Source organism: Rhodococcus sp. NPDC079359, assembly GCF_040702585.1.
Lineage (GTDB): Bacteria > Actinomycetota > Actinomycetes > Mycobacteriales > Mycobacteriaceae > Rhodococcoides.
Genome location: NZ_JBFBLH010000001.1, coordinates 622,426 through 640,705 on the forward strand (window position 1 = coordinate 622,426; position 18,280 = coordinate 640,705).

Below are 18,280 nucleotides of genomic sequence, written 5' to 3' on the forward strand. Positions count from 1 at the left end.
CCTGTCCGATGTTTGTGCGTGATCAGGCGCTGACGTCGTCCAGAGCCGACGCGATCGCTGGCGGCAGCTCGAGTTCCTCGGCCATCAGTGCGCCCATCAATTGTGCGAGGTCCCGCGCTCCCACGATCGCGCTGCTCACTCCCGGTCGGTCCCGCGCCCACGCGAGTGCGACCACCAGGGGAGAGGTGGCCAGACCGTCTGCAGCGGTGACGGCCGCGTCGACGACGCCCACGGCGGAATCGGTCAGGTACGCGTGCACGGCCTCGGCGTGCAGCTCGTCGGCCCCGCGGGAGTCCGCGGGTACTCCGCTGCGGTACTTGCCCGTCAGGACGCCGCCTGCCAGGGGTACCGCCGCGAGGATGCCGATGCCGTGGTGGTGCGCGGCGGGAACCAGTTCGTCCTCGATTCCGCGCGCGAGCAGTGAGTACTCGGCCTGAGTGGCCACGATGCGCCCGGTACCGGCTGCGCCCGCTGCCGTCGCCAGTTGCCAGCCGAGGTATCCGCGGGCTCCGGTATAGCGAACCCGTCCGCTGGTCACGGCGTAGTCGAGCGTTGCGGCGACCTCGTCGACCGGAGTCATCGGGTCCCAGGTCGCGACCTGCCACAGGTCCAGGTAGTCGGTTCCCAGTTCGCGCAGCGTGGCGTCGAGTTGGCCGAGCAGTCCGCGCCGCGAGCAATCCACGTGATAGCGGCCGTAGCGTGAACTCAGGCCCGCTGCGCTGCTGATCACCAATTCGTGCCGCGGGACGACGTCGTCGAGCAACTCGGCGAGTACTCGTTGTGCCCGTCCGTCGCCGTACGCCGGAGACGTGTCGACGAGCGTGCCGCCGGCCTCGGCGAACGCCGACAACTGTGCTGCGGCGTCGTCACCGTCGGTTCCGCTACCCCATCCGAGGGTGCCGAGGCCGAGTCTCGAGACTCGAAGTCCGCTGGTGCCGACCGATCTCTGCTTCATATGTGCCGAATGTCCTTTTACGTGTGATCGTCGGTGTCGAACTGCACTGCCGCCAGTGCACAGTAGTGCGCCGCGCCGCTCGGTGCGTACGTGCCGCGCCGGGTACGGTCGTGCCCGTGAATCGCGAATTCAGGGGGCAGGCCGGCGGCCGCGCATCGACAGTGGACAGTCCATCGACGCTCATCTCGGAGGGTGGCCCCGCATGATCGACATGACGTGGCTGCAGGCGATCATCCTCGGTGCGGTGCAGGGCATCACCGAATTCCTGCCGATCTCTTCGTCCGGGCACCTGCGCATCGTGTCCAGCGTGTTCTGGAACGAGGATGCGGGCGCGTCCTTCACCGCCGTGACCCAGCTCGGCACCGAAGCCGCTGTGCTGCTGTTCTTCTGGCGCGACATCGTCAGAATCGTCAAGGCCTGGTTCGTCGGACTGAAGCAGAAGGACGAACGCGGACTCGACTACCGAATGGGGTGGTACGTGATCATCGCCACCATCCCCATCGGCGTTCTCGGCCTGCTGTTCAAGGATCAGATCCGAACCGGTGCCCGGAACCTCTACCTCATCGCGTTCATGTTGATCGCGTTCGCCGTCGTCATCGCGATCGCGGAGAAGGTCGGCCGCAAGGAACGTCCCATCGAGAAGCTGACCACCCGCGACGGCATCGTCATGGGTCTGGCGCAGTGCCTCGCGTTGATCCCCGGAGTGTCCCGTTCCGGGGCGACGACCAGCGCAGGCCTGTTTCTCGGACTCGAACGAGAAGCGGCTGTGCGCTTCTCGTTCCTGCTCGCCATCCCGGCGGTCACCGCCTCCGGTCTCTTCTCGCTGCCGGACGCCTTCGAGCCGGTCGGCACGGGGCTGGCCGCGTCGGGCCCGCAGCTGCTGGTCGCCACGATCGTCGCCTTCGGTCTCGGCTACGCCTCGATCGCCTGGCTGCTGAAGTTCGTCGCGAACCACTCGCTGTACTGGTTCGTCGGATACCGCATCGTGCTGGGTGTCGTCGTGCTCGGGCTGCTGGCCGGCGGGGTCGTGTCGGCAACGTAGGTTCACCCTCATTAGGCTCGATGCAATGACAGTCATCTTGCTTCGGCACGGCCGCTCGACGTCGAACACCGCAGGCACGCTCGCGGGTCGAAGCGCGGGAGTCGAACTCGATGATCGGGGGCGTGAGCAGGCGCAGGCGGTGGCGGATCGTCTCGGCGAGCTTCCCGTGGCCGAGATCGTGCGCTCGCCGTTACTGCGGTGCGAGCAGACAGTGGAGCCGTTGGCGGCCAAGCTCGGGCTCTCGCCGGTGGTAGAGGACCGGTTGGTCGAGGTCGACTACGGACAGTGGACCGGCCGGACGATCAAGGAGTTGCTGGCCGAACCGCTGTGGAAGGTGGTGCAGCAGCACCCGTCGGCTGCGGTGTTCCCGGAGGGCGAGGGCTTGGCGACGGTGCAGCAACGCGCGGTGCAGGCCGTGCGTGAACATGACGCCCGGTTGGCCGCGCAGCACGGCCGCGACGTGCTGTGGGTGGCGTGCTCGCACGGTGACGTCATCAAGTCGGTGCTCTCGGACGCCATGGGGGCCCACCTCGATTCCTTTCAGCGGATAGTCGCCGACCCGGCCTCGATCAGCGTCGTCCGCTACACCTCGACGCGGCCGTTCGTACTACGGACCAACGACACCGGGTCCGATCTGAGTGCGTTCGTGCCGAAGGCCGAGGAGCCCGCCACGCCGGAATCGGTCGATGCGGACTCTTCCGACGCGGTCGTCGGTGGTGGGGCAGGCAGCTAGAGCGCCCTTTCGGCGCTGACACCCCTATCGGTGGCAGGCTGGAGGGCAAGCAATACCGTCCACGGTCGATCCGTGGCCGATAATGAAAGTTCCGAGAATCACTTCGCGGAGCTGTTCGAGTCGTTAGGAGGTGCAATGCCGCGCGCCATACACGTTTTTCGCACCCCTGATCGTTTCGTTGCCGGGACCGTTGGGGAACCGGGCGACCGAACGTTCTTCCTCCAGGCGGTGCACGACGCCCGCGTGGTGTCGGTCGCGCTGGAGAAGCAGCAGGTCCAGGTACTCGCAGACAGGATGGGGCTGCTACTCGAAGAAGTGCACCGCCGGTTCGGAGCCGACGTTCCGGCCGAGGAGACCGATTCGGTCGACACCAGTCCGCTGCTGACTCCGATCGACACAGAATTCCGCGTCGGAACGATGGGACTCGGCTGGGATGCCGACGCCAACGCCGTCGTGGTGGAACTTCTCGCCGTCAGCGAAGTCGAGGTGGACGAATCGGTCGTTCTCGACGACACCGACGAGGGCCCGGATGCCGTCCGGGTGTTCCTCACTCCGGTGCAGGCCCGCGAGTTCGCGGTGCGGTCCGAGCGCGTCATCGCGGCCGGCCGTGCGCCGTGCCCGCTGTGCGGACAGCCACTGGCCCCCGAGGGACACGTGTGCATCAGAACCAACGGCTACCGCCGCGGTGCGACGTTCGGACCGGTGACCGAGGTCGACGAGTCTTGACCGTCGAACTGCCGCCGTTCGAGGGCCGCGAAACCATGGAGACCGGCGACCTGACGATCGTCGGTCGGGTGGTGTCGGCCAGCAACGCCACGCTGGTGTGCGAGGCGGGCGAGGGCGACTCGGCCGTGCGGTGCGTGTACAAACCCGTTCGCGGGGAAGTTCCGCTGTGGGATTTTCCGGACGGCACTCTCGCGGGCCGCGAAGTGGCATCCTACGAAATCTCCGAGGCCCTCGGTTGGGGAGTCATCCCGCCGACGGTTCTGCGCGACGGGCCGTTCGGTCCCGGCATGGTGCAGAAGTGGATCGATACGCCCGACGATCATGCCGAGGGACGCGTCGACCTCGTCGATATCTGCCGTCCCGATCTCGTACCGGCTGGATGGATTCCGGTACTGCAGGCGTACGACGGCGAGGGCGAGGAGATCGCGCTGATCCACGCCGACGATCCGCGACTGCAGCGGATGGCGGTTCTCGACGTGATCCTCAACAACGCCGATCGCAAGGGCGGGCACGCCCTCGAAGGTCTGGACGGCTACGTGTACGGAGTCGATCACGGTATCTGCCTGCACGCCGAGAACAAGCTGCGCACTGTGCTGTGGGGGTGGGCAGGCCAGGCGGTGGACGACGCGTTGATGACCGACGTCGTGCGGTTCGTCGAGACGTTCGACGCGGTCATCGCACCACGATTGGTCGACAAGATCACCCTGACCGAAACGGTCGCGGTTCTCGATCGGGCGCAGGCGCTGATCGCGCGGCCGGTCATGCCGGAGCCGCGCTCGAGCAGACCCATACCCTGGCCCGCCTTCTGATCGGGCTCGGATAGGCTCGGTTGCATGCATTCTTGGTCGAGCCCGGAGATCCCGACAATTCCAGGACAGGGTCCAGCGCTTCGATTGTTCGATACCGCAGACCGTCAGGTTCGACCCGTCACCCCGGGTTCGACGGCTCGGATGTACGTCTGTGGAATTACCCCGTACGACGCCACCCACCTCGGACACGCAGCGACGTATCTGACGTTCGACCTGATCAACCGACTGTGGCGAGACGCGGGCCTGGACGTGCATTACGTCCAGAACGTCACCGATGTCGACGACCCACTGTTCGAGCGCGCCGACCGCGACGGTGAGGACTGGCGCGATCTGGGAGCGCGTGAGATCGAGCTCTTCCGTGCCGACATGGAAGCGCTGCGCGTGCTCCCTCCGCGCGACTACATCGGCGCCGTCGAGTCCGTCGACGAGGTCGTCGAACTGGTGGGCAAGCTCGTCGCGTCCGGTGCCGCGTACGTCGTCGACGATGCCGAGTACCCGGATGTGTACTTCCGTGCCGATGCCACCGAGCAGTTCGGTTACGAGTCCGGCTACGACCGCGCCACGATGGACACGTTCTTCGCCGAACGCGGAGGTGACCCCGATCGGGTCGGTAAGGGGGATCCGCTCGATGCGTTGCTCTGGCGCGCGGTTCGGCCGGGCGAGCCGTCGTGGCCGTCGCCGTGGGGTCCCGGCAGGCCCGGGTGGCACATCGAATGCGCGGCGATCGCGCTCAACCGCATCGGTACCGGCTTCGACATCCAGGGCGGCGGAAGCGATCTCATCTTCCCGCACCACGAATTCTCGGCCGCCCACGCGGAGGCGGCGACCGGTGATCCGCGTTTCGCGCGGCACTACGTGCACACCGGAATGATCGGGCTCGACGGCGAGAAGATGTCCAAGAGCCGCGGCAATCTGGTGTTCGTCTCCAAGCTCCGGGCCGAGAACGTCGACCCCGCAGCCGTGCGACTCGGTCTGCTGGCCGGGCACTACCGGCAGGATCGGCCGTGGTCCGACGAGGTTCTCGAACGGGCTCACACTCGGCTCGCACTGTGGCGTCGGGCCGCTGCGCTCGAGAACGCAGCGTCGGCCGACGATGTGATCAATCGGTTGCGGCAGCATCTGGCCGACGATCTGGACACCCCCAAGGCCCTCGATGCGCTCGACGCGTGGGCGAGTTTCGCAGTCGAGCGCGGCGGATCGGATGCGGGTGCACCCGCCGCCTTCGCCGATGCAGTCGACGCGTTGCTCGGAGTTCCGCTGCGTTAGGACGAATCCCCGGCTCGCAGATCCATCAACAGATCCGGGACGAGTCGTTCCTCCATGACTGCCCGGCCCGAGTCACGCAGGGCGACAGCCAGTTCCGTGTCCCACGGACTGTCCGTCGGATGGCCCTTCAGCGGTTCGGAATTTCGTGCGTCGAGCGCATGTCGATAGGAGTCGACGTCCATGCGCCACGGCACCGCGTCGTACCGGGAGAGTGCTCGTTTCACCATGTGCAGTCCGGCCCAGTCGAAGTCGGCACGCCAGCGAATCGTGGTGCCGGGTGCGCGGGAGGCCAGCAGTCGGTGTACCGCTGCGGAGGGTTGGCCGTCCGTGCAGATCAGGCTCGCGCAGTTCGAGCCGAGGATCCGGGCTGCGGTAGAGAGCACGGCGGCGTTCTCGCAGACAAACACCGTGGATGAGGTGTTAGTGAGCGTCCCGCGCATGAGCATGTTCACGGTGACGGGGAAGGGGATGCCCTCGTCGGCAGCCTGGTTCAGCCACCCCGCCACCGTGTGGGTCTCGTCGACTCGGTAGCCGAGCACCAGCACCCGGCTGGACACTGCGTCGACCGACACACCCGCGGTCTCCCACAGCGCCCTGATACCGACCGGATCGACGGGCCGAGGGACGTTCTCGCGCAACGACAGTGCATCCAGAACAAGTTTCGGGGCACCGCCGGCCGAGAGCGCCTTGGTGTCCCCGCATGCCTGGTCCGCAAGCTTCGTGAGCTCCATTCCGTCCACCGGCAGCATTGCGAGGACCTTCGTGGCCACCTCGAGCGCGTCGACCGCGACGCGGCCGCCGAGGGTGCCGTCCTGGTTGAGCAACGATGCGATCCAGTGCTCGATCCATTCTCGGTCGGTGCCGCCGCCGAGCACCTCCCTGGCCCGATCGAGTGCATCGGCACGCACCTGAGCCTTGTCGGCGGCGATCCGTTTCTTGTCCTGCAACGGGGCCTGCCGCGTGAGGGTGTCGATCAGTCCGAGCCCGCCGTTGAGTGGATGGCTCAACCATGCGTCGAACCGCTCGAGGTCGAGCCTTGTGCTGCGCGCCCGAGAATGCAGACTGGAGTTGGACCGAGAGATCGCGCTGCACAGACGCCACAGCTCCTGGGCGTCGCTCAGATCGACGGTGATGTTGCCGCCGACGCGAAGCCAGTTGGACTCCAACTTCTTTCGTGCCGCATCGAGCAACGCATCCAGTTCCGCGCTACCGCGCCATTCGCTGTTACCGTTCAAACTCCAGCCCACCTTCGGTTCGGGTCGGCACACGACGCGTCAGCGGTGAACCGAGTGCGGCAGCGAGGTCGGTACCGTCGTGTTCGGCGAACAGTTCGCCGTTCTCCCACACCAGAAGTGCTGCGCTGACGGTGTTCTCGGCCGTCGAATGCGCCAGGTCGTAGTGCGCGCAGCCGGGGACGTCCCCGTAGGTGATCCACAGGTCGTATCCGGTCATGAACAGGTCGAGATCGAATTGCACACTCAGGCCGAGCAATTCGCTGCGGCCGTTGTCGTCGACACCGGCGAACGCCTCGTCCAGCGCCAGCAGCCGAGGTGAATGTGGATCGGCGGAGGACAGCATCACGTGCGCCGCGGCGAACAGCGGCAGGTGCAGCGACACCGATTGCTCACCGCCCGAGAGCGCACTGTGGCGTGCGACGGTGAGACGATCCTCGTTGCCGTCGCCGCTGATGAGTGTGAAGGCGAACACGCGCCAGCGGCGATAGTCCAGTGTAATGGACAGGATCTCGGGGTAGGACCGTTCCGGATGCGCCGCGCGAGCGATCCTGATCTCCGACGCGAAGTGGGCGCGCATCGCGGCCAGATCGTCCTGGTTCAACGCCGAGGCGTCACGGTCGAGCAGTTTGGACACCGCCCGGGCCCCGTCGTCGAGGTTGTCCGCGAGCACCCAGTGCACACCGATCGTGTTGCCCGACGACATGCGGCGCTGCTTCATCTCCGCAGACATCTGGGCGATCAGCTCGCGTGCGTCGACGGTGCGCTCGTGAATCTGCTGCGCCAGGCCGGTCAGCAGTGCATCTTCGAGTATTCGGCGCTCCTGCTCGGTCAGCAGCAACTCCTGATCGGCCCTCGCCGCACCGATGCGGTCGGCGAAATCTCCGACCGACGAATAGCCCTGCTCGTCCTGAACTCGTACGACGGTCAAACCGTCCGGCGCATCCCACTGCAAACGGTAGTCCTGACCCGATGCGGCGAGTTGCGAGTCGAACTCCTGCAGCGCACTCGTCAGCGCCGTCCGGGTCGACTTGCGGCTCGAGTCACTGACTTTCACCGACGCCGTCGCTGCGTCGAGTGCCGAATGCAGTGCGCTCACGACCGGCGGTAGTACCGGAACCTCGTCGTCGGGACCGTCGGCCTGCTGAACTCGATACAGAATCTGCTCCACGGTCAACCAGGCAGAATCACTGGCCGGCCAGGCGTACGCCTCGTGGACACCGAGGATGCCGAGCAGGTCCTTGCGAGCGTAGGGCGCCAGCCGCACGGCGTCGCCCAGGGTTTCGGTGACGGCACCGCGCAGGCTTTCCAGCGCTGTGTTGCAGGCACCCTCGGCCTTGCCGATCGCTTCGCCGGCTTCCTTGTCCGCTTTGCGCGCGGCCCGCTGCTCGGCGCGGCATTTCTCGATGCGTTCGCGTGCGTTCTCGAGATCGGTGTCGATCTGTTCGGCGGTGGCACCGAGCTTCTCGCTCAGGAGCTCGAGCCGTTGCACCTGCTGTCGGTAGTTCTCTTCGGCTATCGCCGCTTCCTCGGCGAGCTCCTCGGCCAGGCCGGTCGCCTCTTCGAGCCGGTTGGTTGCTTCGCGGGCGCGTTCTGCTTCGCGCGTGTGATCGCCACGCTTGCGGATCACCACCGAGCCCTGATGCTCGAAATGACGAATCGCAGCGGCGAGGGCATCGATGTCGCGACCGATGTGGGGGGTGCGGTGAGCCACGGCGACGGTGCGCAGCTGCTTCTCCTTCGCCGACAGGTCTGCGATCGCCTGGTCGAACTCACGGTCCGCCGCGGCAGCACCCTCCGTGGAGGTGCGTAGCGCTCCAGCGGCAGCGGTGACGGCGCGTTGCGCTCTCACGATGGCCGAGACCCGGGGGAGCTGCTTGGCGGCCGCACCCAGTGCCTGCACCGATTCGCGCGCAGATCGTTCGTCGGCCGTCGCGGTCTCCAGCGCGGCCGTTGCGGTATCGATCGCGGCACCGAGCTCGGCGATGCGTTGCTCACGCCGACGAGCCCGCGCCGTCGCACCGATGTACTCGGCATCGGCCTTGGTGTGGCGACCCTGCTGCACACCCTGCCAGTACCGACCGTCGACGCCCACCGAGACGGCACCGCCGGAGACTGCGCTCTGGTCCTGTTGCAGTGCAACCGAATTCAGCACGTCGAGTATGCGCGATTCCGATACGGCGGTGCCGGGCTCGGGTTCGAGGACGGACGCCAACGTGGTCCCGGTCGGCCTCGAGGCCTCCGGCAGCGGCGACAGATACTGCTCCGAGTTCGAGTCGACGGGTAAATCCGCGATCGGATGGATCCAGCCGTCGAGCAGATTCGCCGCCTGCAGCGCGGATTCGATTCCGGCGGCGTCGGCAGGGGAGACCGAATCCGCGAACCGAACCAGCTGCCACAGTGGCGCTCCCGACAGATCCGCACGCGAGTCGGTCCGCGCGGCGAACGGCGGCGGCGCGTCATCGTGCTGGGCCCGCACCAGGGACAGTTCGTCGCGCAGCGCGTTCAGCTCGGCCGTGCGGGTCGATACGTTCACGCGGGCCTGTGCCTGCCGGGCACGAAGCGCGTCGATACCGTCCGCGGTCTGTTCGGCCAGCACCGATTCCAGGCTCGGGGCGTCGTCGTCGCCGACGTGTGCCAACGCCGCGTCGAGGGCCTCGAACGCGGCGGAGGTGATGCCCGCAGCAGAGTAGAGCGCCGAATTGTTCGACCACCAGGCTCGCAGTCCCGAAGCGACCTGCGCCTTCTCCAGGTCCACGGTCGCCTCGGCCTCGGTGACCGCAGCCGACGCGGCCTCGAGCATCTCTCTGGCCTTCGACGCGGACTTCTCTGCACGAGCGCGTTCCGTCGACGCCTTCTCGACGGTTCCCAGCGCCTCGCGAACCGCCCGCACGTCGCCGTCGCGTTCCTCGGCGTGGCCACGCAGCGCGGTGCTGATCTGGTCGCTACGGGCCGTTCCCGGCAGTGGTGTCCAGACGATCCCCGCGTCCTCGGCTGCAGTCTGCAGTTCCTCCTCGGCGCGGGTGACCCCGGCAACGGAATCCCGGTGTGCGGAATCGGCCCGAGCCGCTTCGGTGGTGCGCTGCTCCAGTTCTACTCGAGCCTTGCGGGCGCGGTCGGCCTGCTGGGCGGTCGAGATCTCCAGTTTCGCAGCGGATTCGGCCAGATCGTCGAGTTGCTGCTTGCCCTCGTACGCGCTCGAGCGCTGTAGGGTCTCGCGGTCTGCGACGGCCTGATCCAGTGCGCGTTCGGCCTCGTCGAATCGGGTTTCCGCAGCCGCACGTTCGAGCAGACGTCGGTCCCTCAGAGCGGCAGCGGCGAAGTGTGCGGTGGTCGCATGCGTGACCGCCTCGAGCCGGCGCGAGACCTGCTCGACATCCGAACGGGTCTGCACCCGAAGGTATTTGGAGTACACCGAGACGAAGTTCTTGGCGGCGTGATCGGCCTGCGCCAGTCCTTCGAGCGCCCGGCCCACCTCTTCCATGTCGCTGAAGGAGCGCGCTGCTTCGAGCACCAGCTGCTCGTCCAACGGACGCAGGCCGTCGGTCAACGCCTGCGAGAGCCCCTTCGGGTCGAGGTTCTTGGCCAACTGTGGACGGCGAAGTGTCAGAATGAGATTGATCAACTGGTCGTAGCGCTGCGCCCCGAGCCCGAACATGCGGGCGTCGATCGCGGCGCGATAGTCCACCGGGCGATCGGTCAACGCGTCGGTGCCCAGCTGCTCCGCAAGTTGCTTCTTCGTCAACGGACGGTCGTCGGATCCCAACAACGAGAAGTCGACGCCCACTCGGCCGTCGGCCACGAAGTACCAGCGGGTCACCTTGTCGTTGTGGCGGCTCGCCCGCATACCGATTCCGACCGTCACCGATTCGGGGTCCTCGCGTGACCCGCGGCCGAACTCCATCCATACGTACGAGTGCGCGCTTTCCTGCCCTCGGTAGAGAAGATTCGACTTCATCGTCCGCTCTTCTCCGGCGAACGGATTGAGCCGGCGCGGTTCGATACGACCGTCGAGGACGAACGGGAACAGCACTTCGAGAGCCTTGGTCTTGCCGGAACCGTTGGGCCCACGCAACACCAGACGACCGTCGGCGAAGGAGAACTCCTGATCACGGTAGTCCCACAGGTTGACGATCCCTGCTCGCGTCGGCCGGAAACGTGACGAGTGTGCGGTCATCTACTCAAGCCTCTACTTCGGACGGATCGGTGCTGCTTGACTGGTCGGTACTGGGGGACTGTTCGGTACCGAACAGCGAATCCTGCGGGGTCCGATCGCGCACGCTGACCATCACGTCGCGGTAGCGCGCGATCACCGGCAGCACCAGCACGCCGCCGGACACGCTGTGTATCAATCGAAGTCGATGCAGCATCGCGATCGCTCGGAGCCGCAGGCCGTCGCGATCGGTCTGCCACTGCGCGGCGAACGTACGACCGAACCGTTCGACGAGATCGTCGACCACCGAGACCAACCAACTGTCCTCGATCAGCGGATACTGCTTCTTGCCCACCGCATCGTCTAATGTCCCTGCATCGGAACCGAACCCGAATTCTGCGAGATCACCGAAGACTCCACCGTCGGGAATTGCACCGTCCAACTGCTCGATCAGGGCGTCACCGTCGGGAAGGGGGTAGGTCGCCAGCGCGGGTGCATCCGGATCGATCACCCGGTCCGAGATCTCGCCCGCGATCAGCAATGCGACCTGGGCAATGGTTCCGGTGCTGGGGAATCGGTAGTCCGAGAGTCGTCCCGAGGTGTCGATGAGGGCCACTCCCTCGGCGCGACGCTCGGCGACGAGGCCGGTCAGCAACTCGACGTCGGCAACGGTGCGCGACGCGGCGAGGGCCGTGCGGCCGTCCGGGTCGACATCGTCGAAATAGACCACCGGTTGCTCCACCAACGCACGGCGTACCGCACGCAGCGTTTCCTTCGGATCTGCCTCACGCCCGGAATCGGTCTGTCCCGCATCGGATTCCTCGGGGTCGATCGCGGCGTCCGAGCCGGCCAGCAAACCGCGAATCGATCGCAGATGCTGCACGGCGCGGGGCGGCCTGAACATGGCAACGACGACGGGACGGTCGATGTCGTAGAGCGCCTCGCCCGCGGACGGGTTGTTCGCCCAGCCGCTCGCGTCACCGTCGGCCAACGCGATGGCCCCGCGTGTCGCGAGCCACCCGATCGCGTCGACGAACGCGTCTCGGTCGCTTGCCCGGTCGGTTGTCAGCTCGACACCGTCGACCTGACTCGCCTCTGCTGCAACATGATCGGCGAGTTCGGACAGGGTGATCTGGTTGCCCGCCCGGCCGAGTGCCGCCAGCGCCAACGCCAGGTACGCGTACCTGCGGCGGTCGAAGATTCGGTCGGTGGGCGTTCGCGCGGGTTGACTGTCGTCGAGTGCGTCGATCACCGGGAACAGGCGAGCCGTGGTCTCGGTGACCTCGAGGCGATACCCGAACAGCTCGAGCAGATCCTCGCGCAACTCGGTGGCCCATCTGCGCAGCAGTGGCAGCGCGATCCGATCGGGGTACGTCGTGGTCACCAGGTGATTCGACAGCGCAACCCGGGCGGCCCGCTGGTAGGAATCCAGTGCGAGGGTGGAGATCTCGCGAGCTCTCATCGGCGTGCCACCTCGCTGACCTCGAGCGCGAGGCGGTCCAGATGCAGCCGGCCTCTGCTGGTCCGCACGATCGTCGAACGGTCGCTGTCGCTGAGTGTCAGGCGTACGCCGCTGTCCGATCCGGACGAGTCGGTGGTGCGTCCGCTCACGCGTACCCGGGCGGTCAACGCAGCATTCAACAGACTCAACAGCACCTCGGTTTCCTGCTCGTCGAGAATCCGGTCGTGGATTCCGGCGGAGGCAAGCGACTGCGCTGCGGCACTGCGTGATCGCTGCGACTCGAGTTGCTGCTCGCGAAGCCGTCTGATGCCGCCGTCGTTGCGCTGCACCCGTCCCGGAACACCGGGGGTCGGGGTGCGTCCGGTCTCGGCCAGGGTGCGCGAGATCTCGACCGGAGGTGCCTCCCACCACGATCGGGATGTCGGGATGATGTCGGCGTCGGGATGCACCATCGACAGATGCCGCGGTCTGCCCAGGCCGAACACGGCATGGAACAGAGCGTGCGCGCTGTCTTCGGTCGGTGCGGCAGCGAACCAACCGGCCAGGTGGCGCAATTGGCTCTCGCGACTGACTCCGCCCTTGCGGGTCTCGGTGACCCGGCGCAACAGCGACAGCACGGCGGCGATCGCGCTCATCGTGCCCTCGCGGAGTCGCTCGGACTCGCTGAGTTCGGACTCGGCCGAGACGAACCAGTGCGAGAGACCGGCCCAGCGATCGGTCCAGTCGGCGCGGCGTTCGGCGACAGTGAGAAAGACTCGTTCGTCGCTGATCGCGGCTCGCTCGACGAGTTCCTCGATTCCGGTGCTCTCGACGAGTGCTATCGCCTCGGCGAGCTTCGGTGCGTAGCGGGTCAGGTCGGAGCTGAATTCACGCATGTGCGTCAGCAGGGCGTCCTTGTGGACCAGGAACGACTCCGGCGTGATCTCGGTGGTGCGCACGAGGTCGCCGAGCACCAGGTAGAAGTGGGCGGCGCGGGTCGCCATCTCCGACAACGTCGAATCGAGTCGACTGAGCTTGCGGTAGATGCGATCGCCGTCGGCCTGACGGTTCGCCTCGGCCAGCTCGTGCATGTCGGCCAGTAGCTCGGGCAGCACCAGCCGCGACAGTGCGGCGTCGTCCAGGCGGGCCCCGAGCACGTCCTCGACCGCTCGGTAGGCCTTGTAGCCGGCTTGGCCGAACTGGTAGACGAAGTGACGGTTGCGGTACTCGGCGAGGGTGGCGGCGCGGGTGCCGTCGTAGCTGCGTTCGAGCAGGCCCCAGGCGTGGAGCTGATCGAGCAGAGGCGCGATGTCGAGGGTGCTCAGCGCTTCGTGACGCCCGGAGCTGCGTGCGATGAGGTCGGCGACGTCTCCGGAGTGCAGCAGGACGACGTAGTTGGCTCGTGCGGTGTCGAATGCCCGGAGAACAGCCAGGTACTCGGAGCGCTTCTCGGCAACGGCGAACGAGAAGAGACCGAGGCGATCTTCCTCCACGAACGCATTCACGACACCCTGCCGTGCGTCCTCGCCTGATTCGCTCACTGGAACAGGGTAGGGGGTAGGAGTGGAGCCTGCGAAACGACCAGGCGGTGCAGCGGTGTCGGTCGTTCAACCGTGCCGGTTACAGCTCGACGGTCACTTTTCCGTCCACCACTGCGGCGGGGTAGGTGCGCACCGAGTCGATGCCGCTGGGGCAGGTGCCGTCGTCGAGCGAGAAGGTGTACTGGTGCAGCGGACACACGACGATGGATCCGTCGATCTGACCGTCTGCCAGCGGTCCGCCCTTGTGCGGGCACACGGCATCCATCGCCCGGACCGAGCCGTCACCGAGCAGGAACACCGCCACCTGTTTGCCGTCCACCACGTAGGCCCGTCCCTCGCCGGGCGTCAGGTCCTCCACGGCCCCGACCGGCACGCTCATCGGACAGGTACCTGTGGCAGCGGGAGCAGGGGCAGCGATGGGGTGAACTGGGCGGGTGACTTCGGTGCGGCGCGGTCCTGCCACGGGTCGATGTACCCGTCCACCGATGCCTGCATTCGTTCGTCGAGTCCGGCGACGATGCCGTCGCGGTCGTCGATCAGCACGCTCTGCAGTTCTTCGAGACCGACACGCGGAACCCACGCGTACGTTCGCTCGAGCCACTGGGCGTTCTCACGGTAATGCTGAATGAACCTGCCTGCCACGGTCAGAACCTCCTCGGACCCCGTCACGGTGGCCAGTAGATCGCCCTTGCGGATGTGTGCACCGGCTGCACCTCCGACGTAGATCTCCCATTTGTCCTCACCCACCGAGACGACGCCGAAGTCCTTGCACAGTGCCTCCGAGCAGTTGCGCGGGCAGCCCGCGACCGCGAGCTTCAACTTCGCCGGGGTCTCCAAGCCCTGGAACCGTTCTTCGAGGGCGATGCCAAGTGCCGTCGAGTCGCCGAGGCCGAAGCGACAGAAGTCGCTGCCGACGCAGGTCTTCACCGTGCGCATGCTCTTGCCGTAGGCGAAGCCGGAGGGCATGTCCAGATCGCCCCACACCTTCGGCAGGTCTTCCTTCTTGATGCCGAGGAGGTCGATACGCTGACCGCCGGTGACCTTGACCAGCGGAACGTGGTACTTGTCCGCGACGTCGGCGATCTTGCGCAACTGATCCGGGGTGGTGACGCCACCCTTCATCTGCGGCACCACCGAGAATGTGCCGTCCCGCTGGATGTTGGCGTGGACTCGGTCGTTGATAAACAGCGCGCCGCGCTCGTCCACCCAGTCCGGGCCCCACACCGTCCGCAGCAACGACGCCAACGGCATCTTGGCCGCGGCATCCTCCGCTCCGCCGGTCGCCAACGCGGCGAAGACCGCAGACACCGCCCGGAGATCCTGCGCGCGAATCGCGTCGATCAGCTCCGGCTTGGTCATCGGAATACACGGCACGTACCAGTCTGCGGTCGGGTCGGCCTCGACGGCACCGCCTGCTGCACACGCGATGATGTCCTTCACCAGTCCCTTGCACGATCCGCACCCCTTGCCCGCCCGGGTCTTCGCGGTCACGTCGCCGAGGTTCTTCGCGCCTGCGTGTACGCAGGCCACGATGGCTCCCTTGGTGACGCCGTTGCAGTTGCACACCTGGACATCGTCGGCCAATTCGGCGGCTCCTGTTGCCGCAGAGGGGGTTCCCATGTCGAAGAGCATGCTGATGCGCTCGTCGGGCAACGGCACTTTCTCGTCGAACGCCTGGGTGAGGAAGTTGGCCTTGGAGATGTCGCCCAGCAGGGTGGCACCGACGAGTTTGTTGTTCCGCACGATCACCGACTTGTACGTACCGCTGCGCGGCTCGTAGAACTGGACGAACTCGTCGTCGTCGCGTTCGGGGGCGGTGATCCCCATCGAGGCCACGTCGACACCGGCGACCTTGAGCTTGGTGGTCAGACGCGAACCGTGGTACGCCGCAGTGGGATCGGCTCCGGTGAGCACGTCTGCCAACACGACGGCCTGCTCCCACAGCGGAGCGACGAGGCCGTAGACCTCGCCGCGGTGTTGGCAGCATTCACCGACGGCATAGATGGAACCCTCGTCCTCGCAACGTAATTGGTCGTCGACGACGATTCCGCGTTCGATCACAAGTCCGCCGGCGCGAGCGAAATCGACGCTGGGACGAATGCCCGCGGTGACCACCACCATGTCAGCGGCGAGCGAGGTGCCGTCGTTGAACCCCACGCCGGTGACGACGCCGTCCTCGGAGCGCAACACCGAGGTGGTTCGCTTGGAGGTGTGCACGCCGACGCCGAGTGACTCGATCTTGTTACGCAGTACGCGGCCGCCACGCTCGTCGAGCTGCTGATTCATCAGGTGACCGGGGGAGTGCACCACGTTCACTTCCAGGCCCTGCGTGCGCAAGCCGTATGCGGCTTCGAGTCCGAGCAGACCGCCGCCGATGACGACGGCGCAGACGTCGTCACGCGACTGAGCCATCTGCAGCATGCCGTTGGTGTCGGCGATGGTGCGGAAGCCGAACACGCCGCGCGCCAGCCTGCCGTCGGACTCGCGGAGACCGTCCATGTTGGGGAAGAACGTGTTGCTGCCGGTGGCGATGATCAGCACGTCGTAGTCGACGGACCGACCGCTCTCGCAGACGACGGTCTTGGAGAACCGGTCGAGTGAGATCGCGCGGTCTCCGGCGTGCAGCGTGACGCCGTTCTCGCTGTACCAGCTCATCGGGTTGAGGATCAGGTCCTCGTCGTCGACGGTGGCCTCGCCGGACAACACGTGCGAGAGCATGATTCGGTTGTAGTTGCCGTACGGCTCGTCGCCGATCATGGTGATCTCGAACGACGAACTGCCGCCGCGTTTGATGATTTCCTCGACCGCCCTGGCACCGGCCATCCCGTTACCGACCACCAACAGCCGCTGCTTGCCCGCGGTCATCAGATCAGCACCAGACCGAAATCGACGACGACCTCTCCGCTGGTTCCGGCAGGGGCGGCGACGACCAATTCGAGCACCGTGTCGGGATCGACGTCCTCGACCACCCGCAGCGGAATGTTCACCCCGCTCTTGGCACCCATCGGGAACATGCGCATCGGACTGCCGTCGCGCAGCAAGGTCACGACCACCAGCTCGTCGCTCGAATTCCCGCCGCGAAAGTACAGCGGCTGAGCCGTCGCACCCTCGGGGACGACGAAGCTGAGGCTGGGATCGATCAGCTCGGGCTTGTCCAGACCGTGTCCGGTGAACGAGAAGACGCCTTGCAGGAATCGCGGTGTGCTGGCCATACCCACGAGGTTGCGGGGTCGGGGTGACGTCACCGCTGCGGTGACGTTACGTCGGGATCAGAAAGACCTCACCGGCCCCCGGCTCCTCCTGTGCGGTCGATCAGAGCCCGAAGTTGCCCGGACCGCGTCGCCTCAGGTACTTCTCGAATTCGGCCGCGATGGCGTCGCCGTCGATCTTGGCGATCGCATCGGACATGTCCACCTCGGCGTCGCCGCGTTCCTCGAGGCTGCGGACGTATTCGCTGATCTCCTCGTCTTCCTTCGTCATCTCGGTCACCGCCTCTTCCCATTCCTCGGCCTGGGTGGGCAGTTCGCCGAGCGGTACCTCGATGTCGAGCACGTCCTCGACCCGCTGCAGCAGCGCCACGGTGGCCTTGGGGTTGGGCGGCTGGGAGACGTAGTGCGGGACCGCAGCCCAGAAGGAGACCGCAGGCACCCCGGCCTTGACGCACTCGTCCTGCAGCACACCGGTGATCCCGGTCGGTCCCTCGTAGCGAGTCTGTTCCAGGTTGAACTGTTCGGCCGATTCGGTGCTGTAGGCGGTGCCGGTCACCGGAACGGGTCTGGTGTGGGGAGTGTCCGCCAGCAGTGCGCCCAGGATCACCACGGTCTCGACGCCGAGCTGTTCGACGAATTCGAGGAGGTCGTCGCAGAAACTGCGCCAGCGCATGTTCGGCTCGATGCCGCGTAGCAGCACCACATCGCGCGAGCTGCCGGGAGGCGAACACACCGACAGCCGAGTCGAGGGCCACTCGATCTCGCGCGTGACACCGTCCACCTGCCGGACCGTCGGGCGGTTGACCTGGTAGTCGTAGTAGTCCTCCGAGTCCAGTTCGGCCAGCGGGCTCGCGTCCCAGATCAGCTCCAGATGCTCGATCGCGCCGCTGGCCGCATCTCCCGCGTCGTTCCAGCCCTCGAAGGCAGCGACCAGGATCGGGGAGCGCAACTCGGGAATGACGTCGTCGAGATCGTCGAGATCGTCGAGGTCTGTGGCATTGGCCACAGCATCGTGGACGGCCTCGATCAATGCAGTATCCAGAGGCACATCCGATCCGGCACCTGAAATGTCCGTATTTTCGTTTCCGTCGTCGATCGGGGACTGGCCATCGAGGTTTCGGGGACTCACCACGACAGCCTACGACCCGACGTAACTTCGGTGCCCACTACTCT

Annotated in this window: 14 protein-coding genes; 5 read left to right on the forward strand and 9 right to left on the reverse strand. The window is 66.4% G+C overall.

Features of this window, described 5'->3' with window-relative positions; genetic code table 11:
- Nucleotides 1–22: 22 nt before the first annotated feature.
- Nucleotides 23–955, reverse strand: a complete 933-nt coding sequence (locus AB0362_RS02975; RefSeq protein WP_094641830.1) for an aldo/keto reductase — start codon at nt 953–955, stop codon at nt 23–25.
- A gap of 202 nt (nt 956–1,157) precedes the next feature.
- On the opposite strand from AB0362_RS02975, the gene AB0362_RS02980 reads away from it, so the two are divergent.
- From AB0362_RS02980 to mshC, 5 genes are all read left to right on the forward strand, one after another.
- Entirely contained in the window at nt 1,158–1,997 is an 840-nt protein-coding gene (locus tag AB0362_RS02980) for an undecaprenyl-diphosphate phosphatase (RefSeq protein WP_269594122.1), read from the forward strand.
- A gap of 25 nt (nt 1,998–2,022) precedes the next feature.
- Nucleotides 2,023–2,730 (forward strand): histidine phosphatase family protein, encoded by a 708-nt coding sequence (locus AB0362_RS02985; RefSeq protein WP_149405798.1) that lies wholly within the window; start codon nt 2,023–2,025, stop codon nt 2,728–2,730.
- A 135-nt stretch (nt 2,731–2,865) separates the two neighbouring features.
- Complete coding sequence (locus AB0362_RS02990; RefSeq protein WP_269594121.1) at nt 2,866–3,456, forward strand: DUF3090 domain-containing protein; 591 nt, start codon at nt 2,866–2,868, stop codon at nt 3,454–3,456.
- 35 nt (nt 3,457–3,491) lie between these two features.
- Entirely contained in the window at nt 3,492–4,265 is a 774-nt protein-coding gene (locus tag AB0362_RS02995; RefSeq protein WP_269594231.1) for an SCO1664 family protein, read from the forward strand.
- 24 nt (nt 4,266–4,289) lie between these two features.
- On the forward strand, nt 4,290–5,531 hold the full coding sequence (mshC, locus tag AB0362_RS03000) for a cysteine--1-D-myo-inosityl 2-amino-2-deoxy-alpha-D-glucopyranoside ligase (protein WP_366234783.1): 1,242 nt from the start codon (nt 4,290–4,292) through the stop codon (nt 5,529–5,531).
- Here the strand turns inward: mshC and AB0362_RS03005 are convergent.
- The 8 genes from AB0362_RS03005 to AB0362_RS03040 all read right to left on the reverse strand — a co-directional run bounded on the left by AB0362_RS03005 (nt 5,528) and on the right by AB0362_RS03040 (nt 18,113).
- Nucleotides 5,528–6,766: a DUF2399 domain-containing protein gene (locus tag AB0362_RS03005; RefSeq protein ID WP_366234784.1), complete on the reverse strand. Its 1,239-nt coding sequence runs from the start codon at nt 6,764–6,766 to the stop codon at nt 5,528–5,530. The two genes, mshC and AB0362_RS03005, sit on opposite strands and share 4 nt — an antisense overlap.
- Nucleotides 6,756–10,940, reverse strand: a complete 4,185-nt coding sequence (locus AB0362_RS03010; RefSeq protein WP_366234785.1) for a TIGR02680 family protein — start codon at nt 10,938–10,940, stop codon at nt 6,756–6,758. The genes AB0362_RS03005 and AB0362_RS03010 overlap by 11 nt, the downstream gene beginning before the upstream one ends.
- A 4-nt stretch (nt 10,941–10,944) precedes the next feature.
- Nucleotides 10,945–12,378 (reverse strand): DUF2398 family protein, encoded by a 1,434-nt coding sequence (locus tag AB0362_RS03015; RefSeq protein ID WP_317784710.1) that lies wholly within the window; start codon nt 12,376–12,378, stop codon nt 10,945–10,947.
- Nucleotides 12,375–13,898: a TIGR02677 family protein gene (locus tag AB0362_RS03020; protein ID WP_317784711.1), complete on the reverse strand. Its 1,524-nt coding sequence runs from the start codon at nt 13,896–13,898 to the stop codon at nt 12,375–12,377. The genes AB0362_RS03015 and AB0362_RS03020 overlap by 4 nt, the downstream gene beginning before the upstream one ends.
- 79 nt (nt 13,899–13,977) lie before the next feature.
- A complete protein-coding gene (locus tag AB0362_RS03025) occupies nt 13,978–14,277 on the reverse strand; it encodes a Rieske 2Fe-2S domain-containing protein (RefSeq protein WP_366234786.1) in 300 nt (99 codons plus the stop codon).
- Nucleotides 14,274–16,763 carry a nitrite reductase large subunit NirB gene (nirB, locus tag AB0362_RS03030; protein ID WP_366234787.1) on the reverse strand — a complete coding sequence of 830 codons (2,490 nt, stop codon included), beginning with the start codon at nt 16,761–16,763 and terminating at the stop codon, nt 14,274–14,276. Before nirB ends, AB0362_RS03025 begins: the two co-directional genes overlap by 4 nt.
- Complete coding sequence (locus tag AB0362_RS03035) at nt 16,763–17,110, reverse strand: molybdopterin oxidoreductase (protein WP_300516514.1); 348 nt, start codon at nt 17,108–17,110, stop codon at nt 16,763–16,765. The genes nirB and AB0362_RS03035 overlap by 1 nt, the downstream gene beginning before the upstream one ends.
- Nucleotides 17,111–17,210: 100 nt before the next feature.
- Nucleotides 17,211–18,113, reverse strand: a complete 903-nt coding sequence (locus AB0362_RS03040) for a PAC2 family protein (RefSeq protein ID WP_068050790.1) — start codon at nt 18,111–18,113, stop codon at nt 17,211–17,213.
- Nucleotides 18,114–18,280 lie beyond the last annotated feature (167 nt).

Bases quoted from the DNA above. Each gene is read 5' to 3' on its own strand.
- AB0362_RS02980 (WP_269594122.1), top strand. From the start codon at position 1,158: ATGATCGACATGACGTGGCTGCAGGCGATCATCCTCGGTGCGGTGCAG.
- AB0362_RS03015 (WP_317784710.1), bottom strand. From the start codon at position 12,378: ATGAGAGCTCGCGAGATCTCCACCCTCGCACTGGATTCCTACCAGCGG.
- AB0362_RS03010 (WP_366234785.1), bottom strand. From the start codon at position 10,940: ATGACCGCACACTCGTCACGTTTCCGGCCGACGCGAGCAGGGATCGTC.
- AB0362_RS03025 (WP_366234786.1), bottom strand. From the start codon at position 14,277: ATGAGCGTGCCGGTCGGGGCCGTGGAGGACCTGACGCCCGGCGAGGGA.
- AB0362_RS02985 (WP_149405798.1), top strand. From the start codon at position 2,023: ATGACAGTCATCTTGCTTCGGCACGGCCGCTCGACGTCGAACACCGCA.
- mshC (WP_366234783.1), top strand. From the start codon at position 4,290: ATGCATTCTTGGTCGAGCCCGGAGATCCCGACAATTCCAGGACAGGGT.
- AB0362_RS03035 (WP_300516514.1), bottom strand. From the start codon at position 17,110: ATGGCCAGCACACCGCGATTCCTGCAAGGCGTCTTCTCGTTCACCGGA.
- nirB (WP_366234787.1), bottom strand. From the start codon at position 16,763: ATGACCGCGGGCAAGCAGCGGCTGTTGGTGGTCGGTAACGGGATGGCC.
- AB0362_RS02995 (WP_269594231.1), top strand. From the start codon at position 3,492: ATGGAGACCGGCGACCTGACGATCGTCGGTCGGGTGGTGTCGGCCAGC.
- AB0362_RS02975 (WP_094641830.1), bottom strand. From the start codon at position 955: ATGAAGCAGAGATCGGTCGGCACCAGCGGACTTCGAGTCTCGAGACTC.
- AB0362_RS02990 (WP_269594121.1), top strand. From the start codon at position 2,866: ATGCCGCGCGCCATACACGTTTTTCGCACCCCTGATCGTTTCGTTGCC.